We start from the raw sequence: 17,793 nt of genomic DNA on the forward strand, positions 1-17,793 counted from the left end.
TCGGAAAGGTGAGTGCCCAATGCCAACTATCGTGGCTCTGGTCAAACACGTGCCGGATACGTGGTCTACCAAGTCTTTGAACGATGACCACACCCTGGATCGCACCTCCGTGGATAACGTCATTGATGAGGTTAATGAGTACTCCGTGGAACAAGCCCTGCGCCTGCGCGACAATAACCCCGATGCGGGCTACAAAGTCGTAGCACTGACGATGGGGCCGGCCCAAGCCGACGAGGCATTGCGCAAGGCTTTGGCCATGGGCGCCGACGATGCCGTGCTCGTCTCCGATGATTCCCTGGCCGGAGCGGACGCGCTATCGACCGCGTGGACCCTCAATGCCGCGCTCAATAAGCTTGACGACGTCCAGCTGATCACCGCCGGCACCGAAGCTTCCGACGCCTCCACCGGCCTGCTTGCCGGTCTGCTCGCCGAATACCGCCAGCTGCCGGCCCTTACCGGCCTGCACAAGGTAGAGCTAGCTGACGGCACCCTGCAGGGCACCCGCGAGGATGCGCGCGGCACCTGGGAACTTGAGGCGCCGTTGCCGGCGATCGTTACGGTGAACGATAAGAGCGACAAGCCGCGATTCCCCAACTTCAAGGGCCTTATGGCAGCTAAGAAGGCGGAAATCACCACCTTCACCCTGACTGACCTGGGCATCGAGGCCATCGCGCCGACGACCTCCGTGGTGGCCGCGGAGAAGCGCCCACCGCGCACCGCCGGCGAAGTTATCTCCGAGCCCAACCCGCAGGACGCAGCGAAGAAGATCGCTGACTTCCTGTCCGCTAAGAACTTGATTTAGGAGTAGATATGTCGCACGTTTACGTACTAGTTGAGCACGACGCGGACAACCTCCTTCCCGTTACCGGCGAGCTGATTACGGCCGCGCGGGAATTGGGTACGGTGTCCGCAGTGGTCGTCGGCAAGCAGGCCGATAAGTTCGATGCCGACCTTGCCGCCCTCGGCGCCGCACAGGTAGTTCAGGCAACGGCCGAGGATTATGACCAGCGTTTCCTTACCCCGGAGGTCGATGCCCTGCATGCGCTTGGCGCTGCGAACCCAGCGCCCATCGTGCTGGCCGCAACTCCGGCCAATAACGAGATTGCCGGCCGCCTCGCGGCTCGCCTCGCCTCTGGCGCGCTGGTCAATGTCAATGGCATCGCCGCCGATGGCTCCGCCCAGATGAGCATTTTCGGTGGTTCCTATGAGACCACCTCTACCGCCGCTGGCCAGTGCCCGATTTACACCCTCCGCCCAGGCGCGGTTGAGGCTGCACCACAGCAGGTGGAGGCGCAGCCGGCGCCGATGCCGTTGCCGGCCGCCACGGGCAAAGACGTCAAGGTAACTTCCTTTACTCCGGCACAGAAGTCCGCGCGACCGGAAATTACTGAAGCAAAGGCAGTCGTCGCCGGCGGCCGTGGTGTGGGTGACGAGTTCGGCGCCGTCGTCGAGCCGCTTGCCGACGCCCTCGGGGCCGCAGTCGGCGCCACCCGTGACGCCGTCGATGAAGGCTTTTATGACGCCGCCTATCAGATCGGCCAGACCGGTGTTACCGTCTCACCTGACCTCTACATCGGCTTGGGTATCTCTGGCGCTATCCAGCACACCTCTGGCATGCAGACTTCCGGCACCATTGTGGTGGTCAACCAAGACCAGGATGAGCCGTTCTTCCAGATCGCTGATCTCGGCGTCGTGGGTGACCTGCATGAAATCGCACCAGCCCTGACCGAGGAACTGAAGGCGCGCCAGTAATGCCGTACTACTTTGACTATGCCGCTACCCAGCCGATGCGCCAGAGCGCGATTGACGCGTGGGTGGCGGCGGCCGGCTCCCTCAACTCCGGCGCGCAGTATGGTTCCGGCCGCAAGGCTCGGTCCGTACTGGATGATGCCCGCGAAAAGGTCGCTTCCCTCCTCGGCTGCGAGCCCATCGAAGTCATCTTTACCTCTTCTGGCACTGAGGCGGACAATATCGCCATTCAGGGTCTCTACGCGGCTGGGCAAACAAACCGCATTATTTCTACCGCCATTGAGCACCCGGCCGTGCGCGATACCGTCTCTAAGCTGGAGAAAACCGGAGCAACTGTCGATATCCTTCCCGTCGACCGTTCCGGGCACATTGCAGATCTGTCGGCCCTAGACACGCTTGCCGACGTCGCTACCTGCATGTGGGCCAACAACGAGACCGGCGCCATTCAGCCCATCGAAGAGATAGCCACACGTGCGAATGCGACAGGCACACCCGTGCACGTGGATGCGGTGCAGGCCGTGGGCAAAGTTCCCATCAATTTTTCCGATCTAGGGATCACCAGCCTCGCCGCCAGCGCCCACAAGTTCGGTGGCCCTCGCGGCATCGGTCTGCTTTTGGCCAAGCGCAGTCCTGCGCCCCAGCCGATTGCCTACGGCGGTGGCCAAGAACGGGGCATCCGCCCTGGCACCGTGGACGTGGCGGGCGCTTCCGGTCTAGCTGCGGCGTTGGAGGAATCCGTCTCCGAAATCACCGCCCAGGGTGAGCGAATTGCTGCTCTCCGCAATAAGCTGCGCGGCGGAATCCTCGCCACCATCGATGACGTAGTGGTCAACTCTGCTGAGCCGTGCTTGCCTTCCCACCTGCACGTCTCTTTCCCCGGTGCTGACGGCGATAGCCTCATCATGCTGCTGGATTCCTTGCAGATCGAGGCCTCTACCGGCAGCGCTTGCAGCGCAGGCGTAAACCGCATGTCTCATGTCCTCGAAGCAATGGGCGTAAGTGAGGCGGAAGGAATCGGTTCCCTGCGTTTTACTCTCGGCAGGCTTACTTCGGAAGAGGATGTTGACTACGTCTTGGCTCATCTTCCGGAGGTTATTTCCCGAGCCCGTTCCGTCTAGCTATCATTCCTTTCTTTCGCCGCAGCTCGCCGGGCGGCGATAGCTTGGCCTACCGTTAGCGCCCAGTTCTTGTTCCTGGGCGCTAGCGGTCCTTGGGGCTCATCGTATTCCCAGCGGCCATCGTCAAAGAGCCATACTATGTCTCCAGTATGTGGATCCATGATGTAGAAGGCGCCACCATCAGTCTTGATGTTGTGATGGTGCTGGCACAGTGAGGCCAAGTTGCTTCCCGCCGTTTTTCCTCCCTGTGCATGGTCAATTCGGTGGTCCTTTTGGCAGTTCTCTGCCGGGCGATTACAACCTGGCCAGCGGCACACGCCATCGCGGCCTTCCACGTAGGCGCCAATGAGCGGGGGAGTAACGTAGCTTTCGCTTTCCATCCTTTTTGCAAGGTCCATATCCCGCGTCTGGGTGGGACGCAGACTGTCAGCGGTCTCAGGGCTTACCCATCCGAATCCCCGGATAAATGCGGGAGCAGCCTCCTGGTCGTGGGCTCGGTACATATGAAGAACCACTTTGGCCCGCGACTCAATTTCGCCCAGAATCAACTTGGCTAGGGCTTCAGCTTTCGTGAGGTTATGCTCTTCGGCTGCCTTACTAACGTGTTCATCGATGGCTAGCATGGTAACTTCATCGAATTCCACTGCTAGCCCGGCCTTCCCACCGAAACTGTGGTAGGTGAAATAGGAGTCGTTCCCTGCATCAGGCTCTCTATCTTCATTGGGGTGTGGGTCCTCTACAGCGATGAGGCCATTTAGTTTTCGCCGCAAATTCGTATTCGAAGGCAGTACCTGGCCGGGCTTGGTAGGGGTCAGGTAACGCGCAAGCTCTTGATCTATCCGCTCGAGAATTTCGGTCGGGATGTCGCCCAGCTTGCTAAGCACGGCGTCGATAGTAATAAGACGAGAGAAATCCAGGAAGTAATAGGTTTCCTGGAGCGCCTTTGTGAGTGGTAGCTCTGCGAGTCGATAAAGGGCCATGGTTATGTCCCGCGTGCGCCGCTCGCTTAAGCCCGTCCGAGCAGAAAGTGTGTGGCAGGAGATATCGAAATCGTCTTCTAGATCTGGCTTGACCTCTCTCCAGAATAGGTATTCTTGTTTCCTGATTTCTGTGACTTTTACTGCTATCGGATCGTTGGTGTCATTGACTATGTAGTAGGCGTCCAAGATTAAATCCCCCGAATAGTAGAACTAGTGTGCGTAATTTCATGGTGTTTATTTTAAGCCGTGCCCTGCCGCTCCGCAAGGGTTATGGGCAAATATGTGTTCTAAAGGGGTGTATTCCAAGAGGGGCGAAATGGAAGTAAAGAAAATTATTTCAAGTGGTGCGTGTTAAAGATGTGACAGGAGTGAAGGTGTTGCTAGACTCACGCGCATGACTTCAAAGAAAGCACTCCGAAAGAGCATTACTGCGGTAGTCACCGTGGCTGCACTAGCCGTAAGTGGTACTGCCGTCGCCCAGGCGGTGAGCTTCGGTGCACCTAAGGGCATTGACGTTGCAGCGCACCAGCATCCAGGCGGTACACCTATCGATTGGTCAAAGGTGCGTACCGACGGTCAGTCCTTTGCATTCGTGAAGGCTACCGAGGGCGGTGATTGGGTAAACCCCCACTATGTAGAGGATATTCAGGCGGCTAATGCTGCTGGACTCAAGACCGGTGCATACCACTACGCACGTCCGGCTGGCGACGCCAAGACTCAGGCGGCCAATTTTGCCGCGCAGATCGCCCTTGCCCCGAATCAGACATTGCCTCCTGCACTTGATATCGAGGTGACGGAAGGGAAGTCTGCGGCACAGCTGGAGCAGTGGATTGAAGAATTTACTAGCGAGCTCAAGCGTCTTACCGGTCGCACGCCCATGATCTACACCTACAAGTACTTCTGGATGGGGCAGATGAATAACTCCCAGAAGTTCTCGGATATGCCACTGTGGCTCGCGGCCTATCAGGACCAAGCACCTGAAGCGGTGGGCGGATGGAACGAGCTATCTTTCTGGCAGCGTTCTGGTTCTGGCAAGGTAGCAGGCATTTCTACCGATGTTGACATGAACCTGTTTAATGGTTCCAAGCAGCAGCTGCAGTCTTTCAGCGACGGCAACTACGTTGACGTCGGCGGCGCGCTAGAGCAGCTGGTTGTGAGCGATGGGCTTGACTTGAGCTCCGATAGTACGCCGCTCATCGGTGCTATTTTGGCCCTGGCGGCGGGGCTGATTGCGATTCCGCAGCTTGCCGACGCCGCCGAAAAGTCCGGCCTCGATCCCGAAGCAGCGAAGGGCTTGGCTTCCTTCGTAAAGACCCTGCAAGACAAGGATGCCCTTCCAGTGGAGGACTTGGGTGATATGGCCAAGGGCAACTTCTCCGTCAGTGACCTAGCTATCCTGCTGGACAATGCCGGTCACGTGAACAACGTTAAGTCAGGCAACGTCTCCGAGTCGGAGGTATCGGAAGTTAAGAATGCCGCCAAGAACGCCGGCGCTGACGTACCCGACTTTGATGCGGGTCAGGCGGCTACGCTGCTTAATCGCGTACTGCAGTAGCACCGGTGAAAAACGCGCGGGTCCAGGCCTCGTCTTTGTAATGGGCGGGCACGGCCCCGCCAAGGAGTGTCTTTGCCAGCTGGGCGGCTTCGACGGACCCCTCGGCTGGCATTTCTGTATCTGAGGCTACCAGGATGATGTTCCCGTAGCGCCGCCCCTTGAGCATCGGTGGGTCCGCGATGACGGCGAGGTGGTCAAATACTCGATCGAGGCCCGCCAGCTCGCTCTTTGCCAGCTGTAGATCGGAATGGTCGCCGCAGTTGGCTACGTAGAGACCACCCGGCGCCAGCGACTGCTTTGCAGCTTGAAAGAATTCCACGGTGGTGAGGTTGGCTGGTGTCTTGTCGCCAGCAAAGACATCGCGGATGATGATGTCGCGGCTGGACGGCAGGAACCCTTCGGTTTCTTTGCGTGCTTCGCCGGCGCGGATTTTGACGGTGGGGGATCGGGGGACGTCGAAAAGCGTACGCACCAACTCGCCCAACTTGGCGTCGAGTTCGACCACCGTGTGGCGGCTGCCCGGAAGCTTGCTGGCAAAATAGCGCGGAAGGGAGCATCCCGCGCCGCCTAGGTGGGTCACGCGGAGCTTTTTCGCGGGCCGAGTATTGAGGTGCTCAACCGCCGCCGCAATCCAGCGCATATACTCAAACTCCAGCTCCTCCGGCTCACCGAGCACAATGTGGCTGCTCGGCACGCCATTAACGTTGAGAATATAGGCGCCGTCGCGAAACTCATCCGGCACAACCTCGGCTGTGCCGGTAGAAATATCGTAGGTGCCGGTAATTCCCGGATCAGTGGAAGCTCGCTTTCTGCCCATGTCACACAAGCTTAGGGAATGGATTCGATTTAAACCGCGTTGGGGCTAGGGAGTAGACTTTCGGGCCTGTAGTCAAGGTGAAATGGGGAGCACAATGCGAGTATTGGTTGCCATGTCCGGCGGCGTGGACTCATCGGTTGCCGCCGCGCGTGCAGTAGAAGCCGGCCACGAGGTGATTGGCGTTCACCTCGCCCTGCACAAAGACGCGCAGCAGACCAGGGAAAAAGCCCGCGGATGCTGCTCACTGGAGGATTCGGCCGATGCCCGCCGCATCTGCGATAATCTGGGCATTCCTTTTTATGTCTGGGACTTTTCGGAAGAATTCAAAGAAGAGGTCATCACGGACTTCGTGGATTCCTACGCCCGCGGCGAGACCCCCAATCCCTGCTTGCGCTGTAACGAGAAGATTAAGTTCCGGGCGCTGCTGCAAAAGGGCATGGCGCTTGGCTTCGATGCGGTTGCGACGGGCCACTACGCCACCATCGATGAGGACGGCTATATGCGCCGGTCCTTGGACGAGAATAAGGATCAGTCTTATGTGCTCGGCGTGATTTCGGCCGAGGAGTTGGAGCACTGCTTTTTCCCCATCGGCGATACCCCTAAGCCGCAGATCCGTGAAGAGGCTGCGGCGCACGGATTTTCCACCGCGAAAAAGCCGGATTCCTATGACATCTGCTTCATTCCAGACGGCAATACGCAGGCCTTTTTGGGCGCACGCATTGGGCTGCGCCCCGGCATGATCGTGGATCAAGAGGGTACGGAGCTCAAGGAGCACGATGGCGCGTGGAACTACACCATCGGCCAGCGTAAGGGCCTGGACATTAAGGCGCCGGCTGCCGACGGCCGCCCTCGATACGTCACCGATATTGATGCTGCTACCGGCACGGTTACCGTCGGTGCCCGCGAGGACTTGGCCGTAACCTCGATTCAGGCCGATCGCCTGAAGTACCTCCACCCGGGCATGGATGGGGATTTCGAGTGCGAGGTTCAGGTGCGCGCACACGGCTCCGTGGTGCCATGTACTGCCCACGTTGACCGCGAGGCGGACGAGATGCGCCTCGAACTCAAGGAGCCGCTATCTGGTGTCGCCCGCGGCCAAGCGGCGGTGCTGTATTTGCCTTCGCCGGACGAGTTGGGAGACATCGTCATCGGCTCCGGCACCATCTGCGGAACTAAATAAGCACGCAGTTGGCGATGAGCCGATCTAGCGCTCGGACATCGATATTGGGGCCAATGTTGATTTTGAATTCGCCGGCCCTAGTCCACAGCTGCAGTTCGGCATTGAAGTCAAGGAGCTTTCCGGCGTTTTCCGTGGACCACATGGTGATGGAGGAATAGGGCAGGGAGTACATCTCTACCTTTTTGCCTGTAAGGCCTTGGGCATCGCGGATGATGAGGCGCCTATTGGTAAATACGGCGGCATCACGGACGGTCTTGAAAGCGCAGACAGGATATTCCTGGTCAGCCAAGACGGTGGAAATGTCCTGAGGGATTTCGCACTCGTTGTAGAAGGTCCAGCCGGAGTATTTTTCCACGCCCATAGTAAGGTTCCTTTCCAAGTGATACGTCGCGTATCGAATAGATAATTCTGAGAAATAATACTAGCGCCGAGGTGAATATGGACGCTTTTGGCTTAGGCCCCATGCCGGGATACTCCATGAGTGAGGCGGCAGACATCGTGGTGGGGGAGACGGGTGGTCTTCCGCACCTTCCGCAGTTGCCGGACCGCGGGATTCACGCTGGGGCCATTGGGCGAACAGCGGGCTTGTTGGAAGCAGTCTCCATTGACCGCGGACCACGATCGTGGGTACTCAGTGATCGGCCGCAGCTCATCTCGCATTGGATTGGCGACCAGTTGAGCCGGGACCTGGACGAGATTCAGGAGGTGTGGGGCGAGTCAGTTCCGCGCATCAAGGTCCAAGCGGTAGGCCCGTGGAGTTTGGCGGCCGCCGTGGAGCTAGGAAACGGGCACCGCGCGATTACTGATTCAGGTGCGTTCCGGGACCTGTGTGGTGCTTTATTGGCCGGAATTCAGGAACACACGGCGCAGGTGGCACAGCGCTTTGGGGCAGAAGTGCGTGTCCAGCTGGACGAGCCCCTGCTTGCCGACGTCCTTTCAGGCACCCTTCCAGGCACCACCGACTTCGATACGATTAGGGCTGTTCCCGCGGACCAAGTCAATGCGACTTTGGCGGAGTTTGGCGCGGATTACTTACGGCTTCGCGAGCCCTTATGGGAAGTGGCGGCGAAGACGGTGCTGCTCGATTTCGCTGGTCTAGCCTCGCCCGAGCATCTCGATGGCTTGGGGCAGTGGATTGATGGCGGCGCTCGCGTTGGTCTCGGCGTGGCAGGGCACGATGCTCGCACGGAGGCTATTTCTATTGCACAGCACTTCGACCGCATGGGATTGTCGCGGGAGCTAATTCCAGGGCAGGTTGATATCTTCCCGTGGCCGGTGGAAAAGGCCGCGCACAGCTATTCTTTTGCCGCTGAGGTGGCGGGCATCCTCATCCGTGACGTCGGCGATCTTTAATCGACGCGCCCGCGGCTATCCGTGGTGGTGAAGTATTCGCCCATATAGGGAATGACGTAGCGTAGCTTGCCATGTGCGGTGGGTTCGATGAGGTCGGCGTCGATAAGCCGCTGGCGGGTGGCCGACAAGGAGCGCACCGTGCGGTCCATGTGGCCCGCGATGTCTGCGATGGTGGCGATGCCATCGACTTCGACTGCGGCCATCGCTTCTAGGAACTCCCGCTGCGCCGGCGGCAGGGCTAGCGTCGCAGGCTGGTGCACCTGAGCGCCCATGATCGATATTGCATCAGGGGTGATGGAGGCAATTGTCTGCTGGGAAATGCCGCTTTCGTGGTTCCGGCGACTGCGCTCCCACGCTAGTGAGCCGACCAATTGCACGAGGTAGGGATAGCCGCGGGTGAGCGCAGCGGCGTCCGTAATCGCTTCGTGGCTAAACTCCAGCCCTGAGCCCGAGGCTGTATGTTCGAGCGCCTGCTCCGCATTGGCCGGCGACAAGGGGCCGAGCACGAATTTCTGGGCCCGGCGCAGGAAGGTGACCCCGGGCAGGTCCAACAAGTGGTTGACCCCCTGCGGCAGGCCAGCGGCCACCAAGGCGATATCGATTTCATCGCGCACCAAGTCTTGGTAGGCCACGGCGATGGTGGTGAGCTCTTCGACGTCGGCGTCTTGGACCTCATCGATGGTGAGGAGGATGCCGGTTCCCTTTAGCTCGGCGGAAAGCTCGCGTAGGCGGGTATTCAACGTGGGGGCGAAGCGGTCTTCCTTCTGGTGGTCGAAGCCAATCGATCCTACGCCGCCGATGCCGATGCGGCTGACCTTCTTCTTATCGCTGGGCGAGAGCCGCTCGAGGAGCCTCGGAATCGTGGTGTTGACCAGTTCCTCCACCATGGTGGAGCGCCCGGAGGCGCGTAGCGTTACCCAACCGCGCGCTTCAGCAATATCTTCCAACTCGTTGATAAGGACCGTTTTGCCGATGCCCCTAGCTCCGCTTAGCACCATGGACCGGGAGGCATTGCCTGCTGAACCATCGAGGGCAGTGCGGAAACTATCGAGCACGACGCCGCGGCCGACCCAGAACAGGGGAGGGGCGCCGAATGTCGGGCGGAATGGGTTGTCCATGCGGTTAGTGTAACCCGTTTTGTCGGAGATTTGGGAGACTTTCGGCTCGAAGTGGAGATTTGGGAGACTTTAACTGATGAGTGGCCACGCCGTCGAGACATCCGAGGCATCGCGGCCCTTGCCTTCCAGGTATTTCTTAAATGCAGTCCGATCCTCGTACCACTTGACGGCTTGGAACTCCATGAGCTCGTTTTCATCCATCTGTGCCAGGTTGGGGTAGTGCTGGCGTACCTGCTTCCACGCCACGCGGGCGGCCGCTAGGGCGTCGGCAGTAGCTTCGTGGGCGTTGCCCAACTCGACGCCATAGTGTTCGCACACTGCGCCAAGGGTTCGTTTTCCTTTTCGCCACTTATCGCTGACGCGGTCGATCACATAGGGGTCATAGACCGGGCCGGTTACCGTGAAATCGCCAGTGAGGCTGCGCAACACCGTGAGATCAAAGGCAGCGTTATAGACAATGAGCGTCAGGCCGTCCTCCCACGCGGCCTTGATGGCTTCGACCGTATCTTTTAGAACATCCTCATGTGGTCGCCCCTCTGCGCGAGCCTTTTCCGTGGTGATTCCATGGACATTGGTCGCTTCCTGTGGAATTTCGATTCCGGGATCGGCTAGGTGCTCAATTTTTTGCACATCGCGGCCGTCAATGCGGACTAGGGCAGAGGTAACAATGCGGGCTTGTTTAGGGTTGGCCGAGGTGGTCTCAAGGTCGAAGGCGAGCATGCGGGAGGCGTCGAAATTCATGATCCATACCTTAGTAGCTAGCCCCGACACGAGGGATAGCTACACTTGGGCAGCGTGACTAATCCAGTTGATCTGCACCGTGAATGGAACGACCTCGCGCAGGAAGTGCGCCGCCACCGCAATCTGTACTACAACGGTGAGCCGGCTATTCCCGACGCCGACTTTGATGCACTCTTTCAGCGCCTTCTTGCGCTAGAAGAAGAGCACCCAGAGCTTGCCGTGCCTGATTCGCCCACCCAGCAGGTAGGCGCCGCTCCGAGCGGCGGCGAAGATATTGAGCACCTTGAGCGCATGATGAGCTTGGACAATGTTTTTAGCGCTGGCGAGATGCAGGATTGGTTGGATAGAACTCCGGCACAAACTTATCTCACCGAGCTGAAGATTGATGGTTTGTCTATCGACTTGGTTTATCGTGATGGGCGCTTGACCACCGCCGCGACTCGTGGCGACGGCACGGTGGGCGAGGAGATTACTGCCAATGCCCGCGTAATCGAGGATATTCCGCATGAGCTTACGGGAACTGCTGAATACCCTGTCCCGGCGCTTATCGAGATCCGCGGCGAGGTATATATGCGACCCGAAGACTTCGGGGAGATTAATGAGGAACGCGCGGCTGATGGCAAGGATAAATTTGCCAACCCGCGCAATGCCGCGGCTGGTGGACTTCGCATGAAGGATCCCGCCGAGGTGAAAAAGCGCCGCCTGAAAATGGTGTGCCACGGCTTGGGTGCGCGCGAGGGATTCTCGCCCAGCTCACAGCACGATGCCTATAAGGCGATTGCGGCTTGGGGGCTACCCGTTTCCCCGTATACCAAGCAGGTGCACTCGGCCAAAGAGGTTCAGGAAGAGGTGGCGCATTGGGCAGAACACCGCCACGACGCCATCTTTGAAATGGACGGACTCGTAGTCAAGGTGGATGATTTGGCTTCGCAGCGCGCACTTGGTTCGACTTCCCGCGCGCCGCGCTGGGCCATTGCCTATAAGTATCCGCCGGAAGAAGTGACCACGAAACTCAAGAATATTGAGGTGGGGGTAGGCCGTACTGGGCGAGTAACGCCTTTCGCCATCATGGAGCCGGTCTTTGTCTCCGGTTCCACGGTGTCTATGGCAACCCTGCACAACCAATCCGAGGTCAAGCGCAAGGGCGTGCTCATCGGGGATACCGTCATTATCCGCAAGGCGGGCGAAATTATTCCGGAGGTCCTTGGGCCGGTGCGCGAGCAGCGCGATGGCAGCGAGTATGAGTGGACCTTCCCAGAGAACTGTCCCGCGTGTGGTACGAAATTGGCCCCGCAGAAGGACGGCGACGCCGATTGGCGTTGCCCCAATACACAGTCCTGTCCGGCGCAGCTCTCGGCACGCCTGGAGTATCTGGCTTCCCGCAAGGCGTTGGATATTGAGGCTTTGGGCGAGAAGGGTGCGATGGATTTGATCGACAACGGCATTCTCGTTGATGAGTCGGAGCTTTTTGAGCTCACCGCGGAAAAGCTATTGGCCTCAGATGTCTATACCGCAAAGAAGGACACCAAAGACAAGCGCTCTAAGAAGGAGGGCAACGTCAAGGTCAATACGGCTGGCCAGAATTTGCTAAACAACCTGGAGGAGGTCAAGGGACGCGACTTCTGGCGCGTCTTGGTCTCGCTGTCCATACGTCACGTGGGCCCGATTGCGGCTCGGGCGCTTGCCTCCCGCTATGGATCCATGGACAAGCTGCGCGCTGCGAAGACGGAGGAGCTTGCAGAGGTCGATGGCGTCGGCATGACCATCGCGCAATCCTTCCACGATTGGTTCGAGGTGGATTGGCACCGCACGATTGTGGACAAATGGGCTGCTGCGGGCGTGGCCATGGAGGTAGCGGCCGAGGAACACAAAGAGCAGACCCTCGAGGGCTTGACCATTGTGGTTACCGGCAGCTTGGAGAACTTCACCAGGGATTCCGCGAAAGAAGCTATTGTCTCTCGTGGCGGCAAGGCCACCGGTTCGGTGTCGAAGAAAACCTCCTATCTAGTAGCAGGTGCAAACGCCGGCTCGAAGGAGGATAAAGCTCGCGAGCTGGACATCCCGATTCTCAACGAGTCGCAATTCCAGCAACTACTAGAAACCGGCGAAGTCTAATTCGCTTCACTTACTTCAGGAAGCTGCCCAAGATAGTGCCGATGTGGCCCAAGTGCTCGACCTCGGAGGCGAGGTAGTCAGGGCCGCCGGTTCGCCCCATGGCGATGACTAATCCGGTATCGCCGAGTGGGGCGGCGGCGAGTGCTGAGTCAAGTAGTGACCAGCTTTCGGGTACCCACTCGTCGCGCTCGGGCTGGAGGACGCGGGCGCTTTCGACCTCAATGTCGTGGGGAACGGTGCCGTCATCCTCCGGCGCCGCATTGGAGGAGGCTAGGCGGCGGATGGGTTCGTTATTGTCAATGACGATGCACCAGGTGGAGGTGAGTGCCTTCGGGATCGCCGCGACAACCTCTTCCATAGCCGCAGTGACATTGGTGGCATGAGCTACACGCGCGAGCAGCTCGATCTGGCCGCGGCGGTCTACCCGGCCGCTAAACGGGCGGATGGAGTCAATTTCCACGCCGTCGACGGAGGAGGCGGCGGTGATAAGCACATCGGCCATGGCGCCTTGGGGTAGCTCAATGACGATGTCATCCATAACGGTGCCGTCGGGGAAGCTTTCTACGATATCGACCGATTGGATATTGCCGTCGACGAGTCCAAAGGCGTCGGCAAGCTGGCCCAGGCTGCCAGGGGAATCGGGGAGCAGTACACGGATCAAAAAGGACATGGTCTCGCACGCTTTCGGTAGCTTGTAGTCCCAAACATGATACGTGCGTCACAATGCGGGCTTCAAGCAACGCAAATTTGGGGTGACGCGGCAGCCGTCTCGGTAGGTGCAGTACCATGGGTCGTTAGCAATTCACATAGTACATGCATGGTGTGAATATTTTTCACCCGCATGTCGATTATGCAGATAAAGGATGGAGTTCGCGTGTCTGAGATTTCGCGTGATGAGGTAGCCCACCTCGCCAAGCTTTCCCGCCTGGCCCTCAGTGAGGAAGAGCTAGCCCAGTTTGCAACGCAGATTGATGAAATTGTTGATTCCGTTTCCGCTGTAGGAAACGTGGATACCGAGGGTGTGGAGCCGATGAGTCACCCGCACTCCGTGGACGCCCCGATGCGCGAGGACGTTATTGTGCGCACCCTTACTGCAGAACAGGCTTTGGATCAGGCGCCGGCCGTAGAAGATGAGCGCTTCGTTGTGCCACAGATTTTGGGAGGAGAATAAATGTCTAACCTGACCGTTCCTGCGGAGGGCTTGATCTCCCTGACCGCCGCCGAGTTGGCGGAAAAGATTCACTCCCGCGAAATTACCTCCCGCGAGGTTACTCAGGCCTTCCTGGATCGCATCGCAGAGACCAATGAGGAGCTTAATTCCTTCCTGCACGTGGGGGCGGAAGAAGCCCTCGCGGCTGCCGACGCCGTGGATAAGGCCCTCGATGCCGGCGAAGAGCCTGCTTCTGGTCTGGCAGGCGTGCCCCTGGCGCTGAAGGATTTGCTCGTTACCACCGATGCGCCGACCACCGCAGCGTCCAAGATGCTGGAAGGCTACGTTTCTCCCTACGACGCCACCGTGACCAAGCGTCTGCGCGAGGCCGGAATTCCCATCCTGGGCAAGACCAACCTGGATGAGTTTGCTATGGGTTCTTCTAATGAGAACTCTGCCTTTGGTCCGGCTCATAACCCTTATGACACCGAGCGCACCCCGGGCGGCTCGGGCGGCGGTACCGCAGCTGCACTCGCTTCCGGCCAAGCGCCACTCGGTATTGGTACCGATACCGGCGGCTCCATCCGCCAGCCGGCCGCGCTGACCAATACTGTGGGTGTAAAGCCAACCTACGGCACCGTGTCTCGCTATGGCCTTATTGCTGCGGCATCTTCCCTGGATCAGGCCGGCCCCTGTGGCCGCACGGTCCTGGATACCGCGCTCTTGCACGAGGTCATCGCCGGCCACGATGCCTTCGATGCGACCTCCGTGGATAAGCCGGTAGCACCGGTTGTCGCTGCCGCACGCGAAGGCGCCAAGGGTGACCTCTCTGGCGTCAAGGTGGGCCTCATCAAGCAGTTTGAACGCGATGGCTGGCAGGAAGGTGTAATGGAGAATTACCACGCCGCCGTCGAGCAGCTGCGCGAGCAGGGTGCCGAAATCGTTGAGGTTGATTGCCCGCACTTCGACGACGCCCTGGCGGCGTACTACCTGATTATGCCGTGTGAGGTCTCGTCCAACCTGGCACGTTTCGATGGCATGCGCTACGGCCTGCGTGCCGGCGATGACGGCTCCCACTCCGCGGAGCAGGTCATGTCCCAGTCCCGTGCGGAGGGCTTTGGCCCCGAGGTCAAGCGCCGCATCATGCTGGGTACCTATGCGCTGTCCGTTGGCTACTACGACGCTTACTATTTGCAGGCGCAGCGCGTGCGTACCCTCATTGCGCAGGACTTTGCCCGTGCCTTCGAGCAGGTTGACGTGCTCGTTTCCCCGACCACCCCGACTACCGCATTCAAGCTGGGGGAGAAGGCCGAGGATCCGATGGCAATGTATAACTTTGACCTGTGCACCCTGCCGCTGAACCTGGCCGGCCTGTGTGGCATGTCTGTGCCCTCCGGTTTGGCCAGCGATACCAACCTGCCCACCGGTTTGCAGATCATGGCTCCGGCTTTCGAGGATGACCGCCTCTACAAGGTGGGCGCTGCCTACGAGGCCGGCCGCGATAAGTAAAACGCCGCCTGTGGAGTCCCTGACGATTCCATAAGGATTTCTTTACCCCCGTTGAATTTATATTCGGCGGGGGTAAATTCTTGGGCATGCATTTCAAAAAGACCGCACTATTTTCGTTGTCCGCCGCTGCACTGATGGGCGCTGGTGCCGCCAACGCCGCGCAGGTCCCCGACATCGATCCGGGGTTTAGCATGACCGCGCCGACTCAGTCTGATCTGATTTCTCCGCTCCCGGAGGGCGTAGAGAAGCTGGAGCCTCACATTGAAGGACAGACCATCACCGGCGAGCTCCACTCCGTTAAGGAAGATGGCAAGCTGAGCGTCACCTTTGCCAAGGACCGCACCTTGGTAGTCAATGATGGCTGCAATATCTACACCACTACCTACGAGGTGGCTAAGGACGGCACTATCAGCGTGGGCGAGTTCAACTCCACCCGCGCGGCCTGCGACGAGCATACGCAGCAGCTTTCCGACGCCCTCCGGGGCCTCCTCGAATCCAACCCCTCCTTCTATAACCTCCCCGGCGGCACCGTCGCCTTGGGTAGCGAGAATGCTGCGGTTGAGTTCACGGTAGCCAAGTAGAAACTAGCGGCACACAGGATAAAAGAATGCGCACCATGTCTAGGGACGTGGTGCGCATTTGTGTGGGTGGGGACTATTTGGCGTCGGAAAGCGCATATGCCGCGCCCGCCGAGGCTGCAGTGACGCTCAGTACCGCCGGCCACGCACCGATCTTCTTAGCCAGCGGGTGGGAGGCGCCGAATGCGCCCACGTAGAGTGCGCACAGGCCGGCGGTGGTAGCCGGGGTGGTTTTCTTGGCCCAAGAGCGACCCGCCCATACACCGGCGGCGGCGAGGATTACGCCGCCCAGCGGGCGAATGCCGGTCTCGCGGGCAGTCACCCAGCCACCGATGAGGCCGAGGGTGACAGTGGTGGCGGTAGAAACGTCTTGGGGCTTTTTAATATCGATCATGGACATGCAGCCAGTCTAGGTCGACATTTCTCGGACCGCTAGACTCTAAGGCCATGACTGTGGAGACGCATCTGCCGCCCGAGCGCCAAGCATGGCGCGCCATGTTTGCATTGTCCCTCGGATTCTTTGTATCCCTGCTGGACCAATCCATGGTGGCGGTGGCGCTGCCTGACCTGCAACGTGAGCTAAACGCAGGGGTTAACCACACCATGTGGGTGTCCGCGGCCTATTTGTTGGCTGTGGTGGTGCCGCTGCTCTTTGCCGGCCGCTTGGGCGATGTTTTAGGCCAGCGCCGGATGTTCTGTTTGGGTGTGGGCATTTTCGGACTCGGTGCGGTGGCGTGTGCCGTGGCGCCCACAGTGGAAGTGCTCATTGCGGCGCGTGCCGTGCAAGGCGTGGGTGCGTCCCTCCAGATGCCACAGACCATGTCCGTTATCAATCGCATCTTTGCGCGCGAGCGCCGTGGGCGCGCACTGGGTGTGTGGGGCGTCATTGGCTCGGTAGCTGCACTTGCCGGTCCACTCGCCGGTGGCTTTCTGGTCGGGCACTTTGGGTGGCAGGCCGCCTTTTGGGTACACGTTCCCTTCGTGGTGCTAGCCATTGTCTTCGCGCTGCTGTGGGTGCCTGAGCTGCCCACGACCGCGCAGTCTATCGATGCGCCCTCGGCCATCGTGTCGCTCATCGCCTTGGCGGCAATCGTCTTTGGTATTCAGCAGGGCCCGGTGCTTGGCTGGGGATGGACCATTTGGCTGATCCTGCTCGCCGGAGTTGTCGCTAGCGTCTGGTTTATTCGATTGCAGGCAACTGCCCAGGCCCGCGGGTCGAGTCCGCTGGTGCCGCTGGCGCTATTTAGTGACCGCAATTATCTGGCGGGCTCTGTAGGCATCATCGCAATGGGGTTTATGGCTGCCGCGGTGATGCTGCCTATCATGCTGTGGCTGCAGACCATGCAGGGAGTGCCTGCGGGCGAAGCCGGCATCATCGTGGCTCCTATGGCGCTGGTGTCTCTCCTGATATCTCCGCTGGCTGGAATCATGGCGGATTATGTTAATCCGCGGATCCTGGGGGTGCTGGGATTTTCCATCCTGATACTTTCGCTCCTTGCAGCATGGTGGGTCATGCAGGTCGACGCCCTTCCGTGGGTGCTCGGTCTACCCATTGCCGGGCTCGGCGTGGGACAGTCCTTCATTTGGGGTTCCAACGCAGCTACCACCTTGCGCGATATCTCACCGGAACTTATGGGCGCTGCCTCCGGTGTGTACAACACCTCCCGCCAGGTGGGATCCGTGGTGGGAGTTGCCCTAGTTTCCGCAGTTATGCAAACAGGTAGCCCAGAGACAGCAATTATTAATTCGCTGCTCGTCATCGTGGCTGCGCTGGTGGTGGGCTTGGTTTCTGCCCTAGGTTTTAGGGACACTCTGCAGGCCTAAAAATCG

Annotated in this window: 18 protein-coding genes; 11 read left to right on the top strand and 7 right to left on the bottom strand. The window is 59.4% G+C overall.

The window, feature by feature from the left end:
• Positions 1 to 19: 19 nt before the first annotated feature.
• Genes RAE09_RS04320 through RAE09_RS04330 form a run of 3 tightly spaced genes read left to right on the top strand, consistent with a single transcriptional unit; the run spans position 20 to position 2,867 of the window.
• Positions 20 to 802, top strand: a complete 783-nt coding sequence (locus tag RAE09_RS04320) for an electron transfer flavoprotein subunit beta/FixA family protein (protein WP_250412341.1) — start codon at positions 20 to 22, stop codon at positions 800 to 802.
• Positions 803 to 810: 8 nt separating this feature from the next.
• Positions 811 to 1,752, top strand: coding sequence for an electron transfer flavoprotein subunit alpha/FixB family protein (locus tag RAE09_RS04325; protein ID WP_005327658.1), 942 nt, complete (start codon positions 811 to 813; stop codon positions 1,750 to 1,752).
• Positions 1,752 to 2,867, top strand: coding sequence for a cysteine desulfurase family protein (locus tag RAE09_RS04330; RefSeq protein ID WP_316981060.1), 1,116 nt, complete (start codon positions 1,752 to 1,754; stop codon positions 2,865 to 2,867). Before RAE09_RS04325 ends, RAE09_RS04330 begins: the two co-directional genes overlap by 1 nt.
• On the opposite strand, the gene RAE09_RS04335 is transcribed toward RAE09_RS04330, so the two are convergent.
• Positions 2,864 to 4,033 (bottom strand): HNH endonuclease signature motif containing protein, encoded by a 1,170-nt coding sequence (locus RAE09_RS04335; protein WP_316981061.1) that lies wholly within the window; start codon positions 4,031 to 4,033, stop codon positions 2,864 to 2,866. The genes RAE09_RS04330 and RAE09_RS04335 overlap by 4 nt on opposite strands.
• Before the next feature lie 208 nt (positions 4,034 to 4,241).
• Here RAE09_RS04335 and RAE09_RS04340 point away from each other — a divergent pair, with 208 nt between their 5' ends.
• Positions 4,242 to 5,402: a glycoside hydrolase family 25 protein gene (locus RAE09_RS04340; RefSeq protein ID WP_316981062.1), complete on the top strand. Its 1,161-nt coding sequence runs from the start codon at positions 4,242 to 4,244 to the stop codon at positions 5,400 to 5,402.
• Here RAE09_RS04340 and RAE09_RS04345 read toward each other — a convergent pair.
• On the bottom strand, positions 5,383 to 6,219 hold the full coding sequence (locus RAE09_RS04345) for a spermidine synthase (protein ID WP_316981063.1): 837 nt from the start codon (positions 6,217 to 6,219) through the stop codon (positions 5,383 to 5,385). The genes RAE09_RS04340 and RAE09_RS04345 overlap by 20 nt on opposite strands.
• A gap of 94 nt (positions 6,220 to 6,313) precedes the next feature.
• Between RAE09_RS04345 and mnmA the strand changes: the two genes are divergently transcribed.
• Positions 6,314 to 7,399, top strand: coding sequence for a tRNA 2-thiouridine(34) synthase MnmA (gene mnmA / locus RAE09_RS04350; protein WP_200435255.1), 1,086 nt, complete (start codon positions 6,314 to 6,316; stop codon positions 7,397 to 7,399).
• Here the strand turns inward: mnmA and RAE09_RS04355 are convergent.
• Positions 7,392 to 7,760: a PH domain-containing protein gene (locus tag RAE09_RS04355; RefSeq protein WP_250409173.1), complete on the bottom strand. Its 369-nt coding sequence runs from the start codon at positions 7,758 to 7,760 to the stop codon at positions 7,392 to 7,394. The genes mnmA and RAE09_RS04355 overlap by 8 nt on opposite strands.
• 77 nt (positions 7,761 to 7,837) lie before the next feature.
• On the opposite strand from RAE09_RS04355, the gene RAE09_RS04360 reads away from it, so the two are divergent.
• Entirely contained in the window at positions 7,838 to 8,752 is a 915-nt protein-coding gene (locus RAE09_RS04360; RefSeq protein ID WP_316981064.1) for a uroporphyrinogen decarboxylase/cobalamine-independent methonine synthase family protein, read from the top strand.
• Here the strand turns inward: RAE09_RS04360 and RAE09_RS04365 are convergent.
• Together RAE09_RS04365 and RAE09_RS04370 are read right to left on the bottom strand one after the other, a co-directional pair.
• On the bottom strand, positions 8,749 to 9,870 hold the full coding sequence (locus tag RAE09_RS04365; RefSeq protein WP_316981065.1) for an AAA family ATPase: 1,122 nt from the start codon (positions 9,868 to 9,870) through the stop codon (positions 8,749 to 8,751). The two genes, RAE09_RS04360 and RAE09_RS04365, sit on opposite strands and share 4 nt — an antisense overlap.
• Positions 9,871 to 9,939: 69 nt before the next feature.
• Positions 9,940 to 10,611 carry a 3'-5' exonuclease gene (locus RAE09_RS04370; RefSeq protein WP_316981066.1) on the bottom strand — a complete coding sequence of 224 codons (672 nt, stop codon included), beginning with the start codon at positions 10,609 to 10,611 and terminating at the stop codon, positions 9,940 to 9,942.
• Positions 10,612 to 10,656: 45 nt separating this feature from the next.
• On the opposite strand from RAE09_RS04370, the gene ligA reads away from it, so the two are divergent.
• Entirely contained in the window at positions 10,657 to 12,726 is a 2,070-nt protein-coding gene (gene ligA, locus RAE09_RS04375; RefSeq protein ID WP_394371989.1) for an NAD-dependent DNA ligase LigA, read from the top strand.
• 10 nt (positions 12,727 to 12,736) lie between these two features.
• Here the strand turns inward: ligA and RAE09_RS04380 are convergent, their stop codons facing one another.
• Entirely contained in the window at positions 12,737 to 13,396 is a 660-nt protein-coding gene (locus RAE09_RS04380) for an ACT domain-containing protein (protein WP_150851473.1), read from the bottom strand.
• 180 nt (positions 13,397 to 13,576) lie between these two features.
• On the opposite strand from RAE09_RS04380, the gene gatC reads away from it, so the two are divergent.
• The 3 genes from gatC (at position 13,577) to RAE09_RS04395 (ending at position 15,966) form a co-directional block, all read left to right on the top strand.
• Positions 13,577 to 13,897: an Asp-tRNA(Asn)/Glu-tRNA(Gln) amidotransferase subunit GatC gene (gatC, locus tag RAE09_RS04385; RefSeq protein WP_218840749.1), complete on the top strand. Its 321-nt coding sequence runs from the start codon at positions 13,577 to 13,579 to the stop codon at positions 13,895 to 13,897.
• The gene (gene gatA, locus RAE09_RS04390; RefSeq protein ID WP_316981068.1) at positions 13,898 to 15,385 is read left to right on the top strand and encodes an Asp-tRNA(Asn)/Glu-tRNA(Gln) amidotransferase subunit GatA; all 1,488 of its coding nucleotides are present in this window, start codon (positions 13,898 to 13,900) and stop codon (positions 15,383 to 15,385) included.
• A gap of 86 nt (positions 15,386 to 15,471) precedes the next feature.
• Entirely contained in the window at positions 15,472 to 15,966 is a 495-nt protein-coding gene (locus RAE09_RS04395; protein WP_150851468.1) for an META domain-containing protein, read from the top strand.
• 73 nt (positions 15,967 to 16,039) lie between these two features.
• Here RAE09_RS04395 and RAE09_RS04400 read toward each other — a convergent pair whose 3' ends face one another.
• A complete protein-coding gene (locus RAE09_RS04400; protein WP_005323344.1) occupies positions 16,040 to 16,363 on the bottom strand; it encodes a hypothetical protein in 324 nt (107 codons plus the stop codon).
• Between the two features lie 47 nt (positions 16,364 to 16,410).
• Between RAE09_RS04400 and RAE09_RS04405 the strand changes: the two genes are divergently transcribed.
• Positions 16,411 to 17,787: an MFS transporter gene (locus tag RAE09_RS04405; protein ID WP_316981069.1), complete on the top strand. Its 1,377-nt coding sequence runs from the start codon at positions 16,411 to 16,413 to the stop codon at positions 17,785 to 17,787.
• Positions 17,788 to 17,793 lie beyond the last annotated feature (6 nt).

The organism is Corynebacterium tuberculostearicum, assembly GCF_032821615.1.
GTDB lineage: Bacteria > Actinomycetota > Actinomycetes > Mycobacteriales > Mycobacteriaceae > Corynebacterium > Corynebacterium tuberculostearicum_H.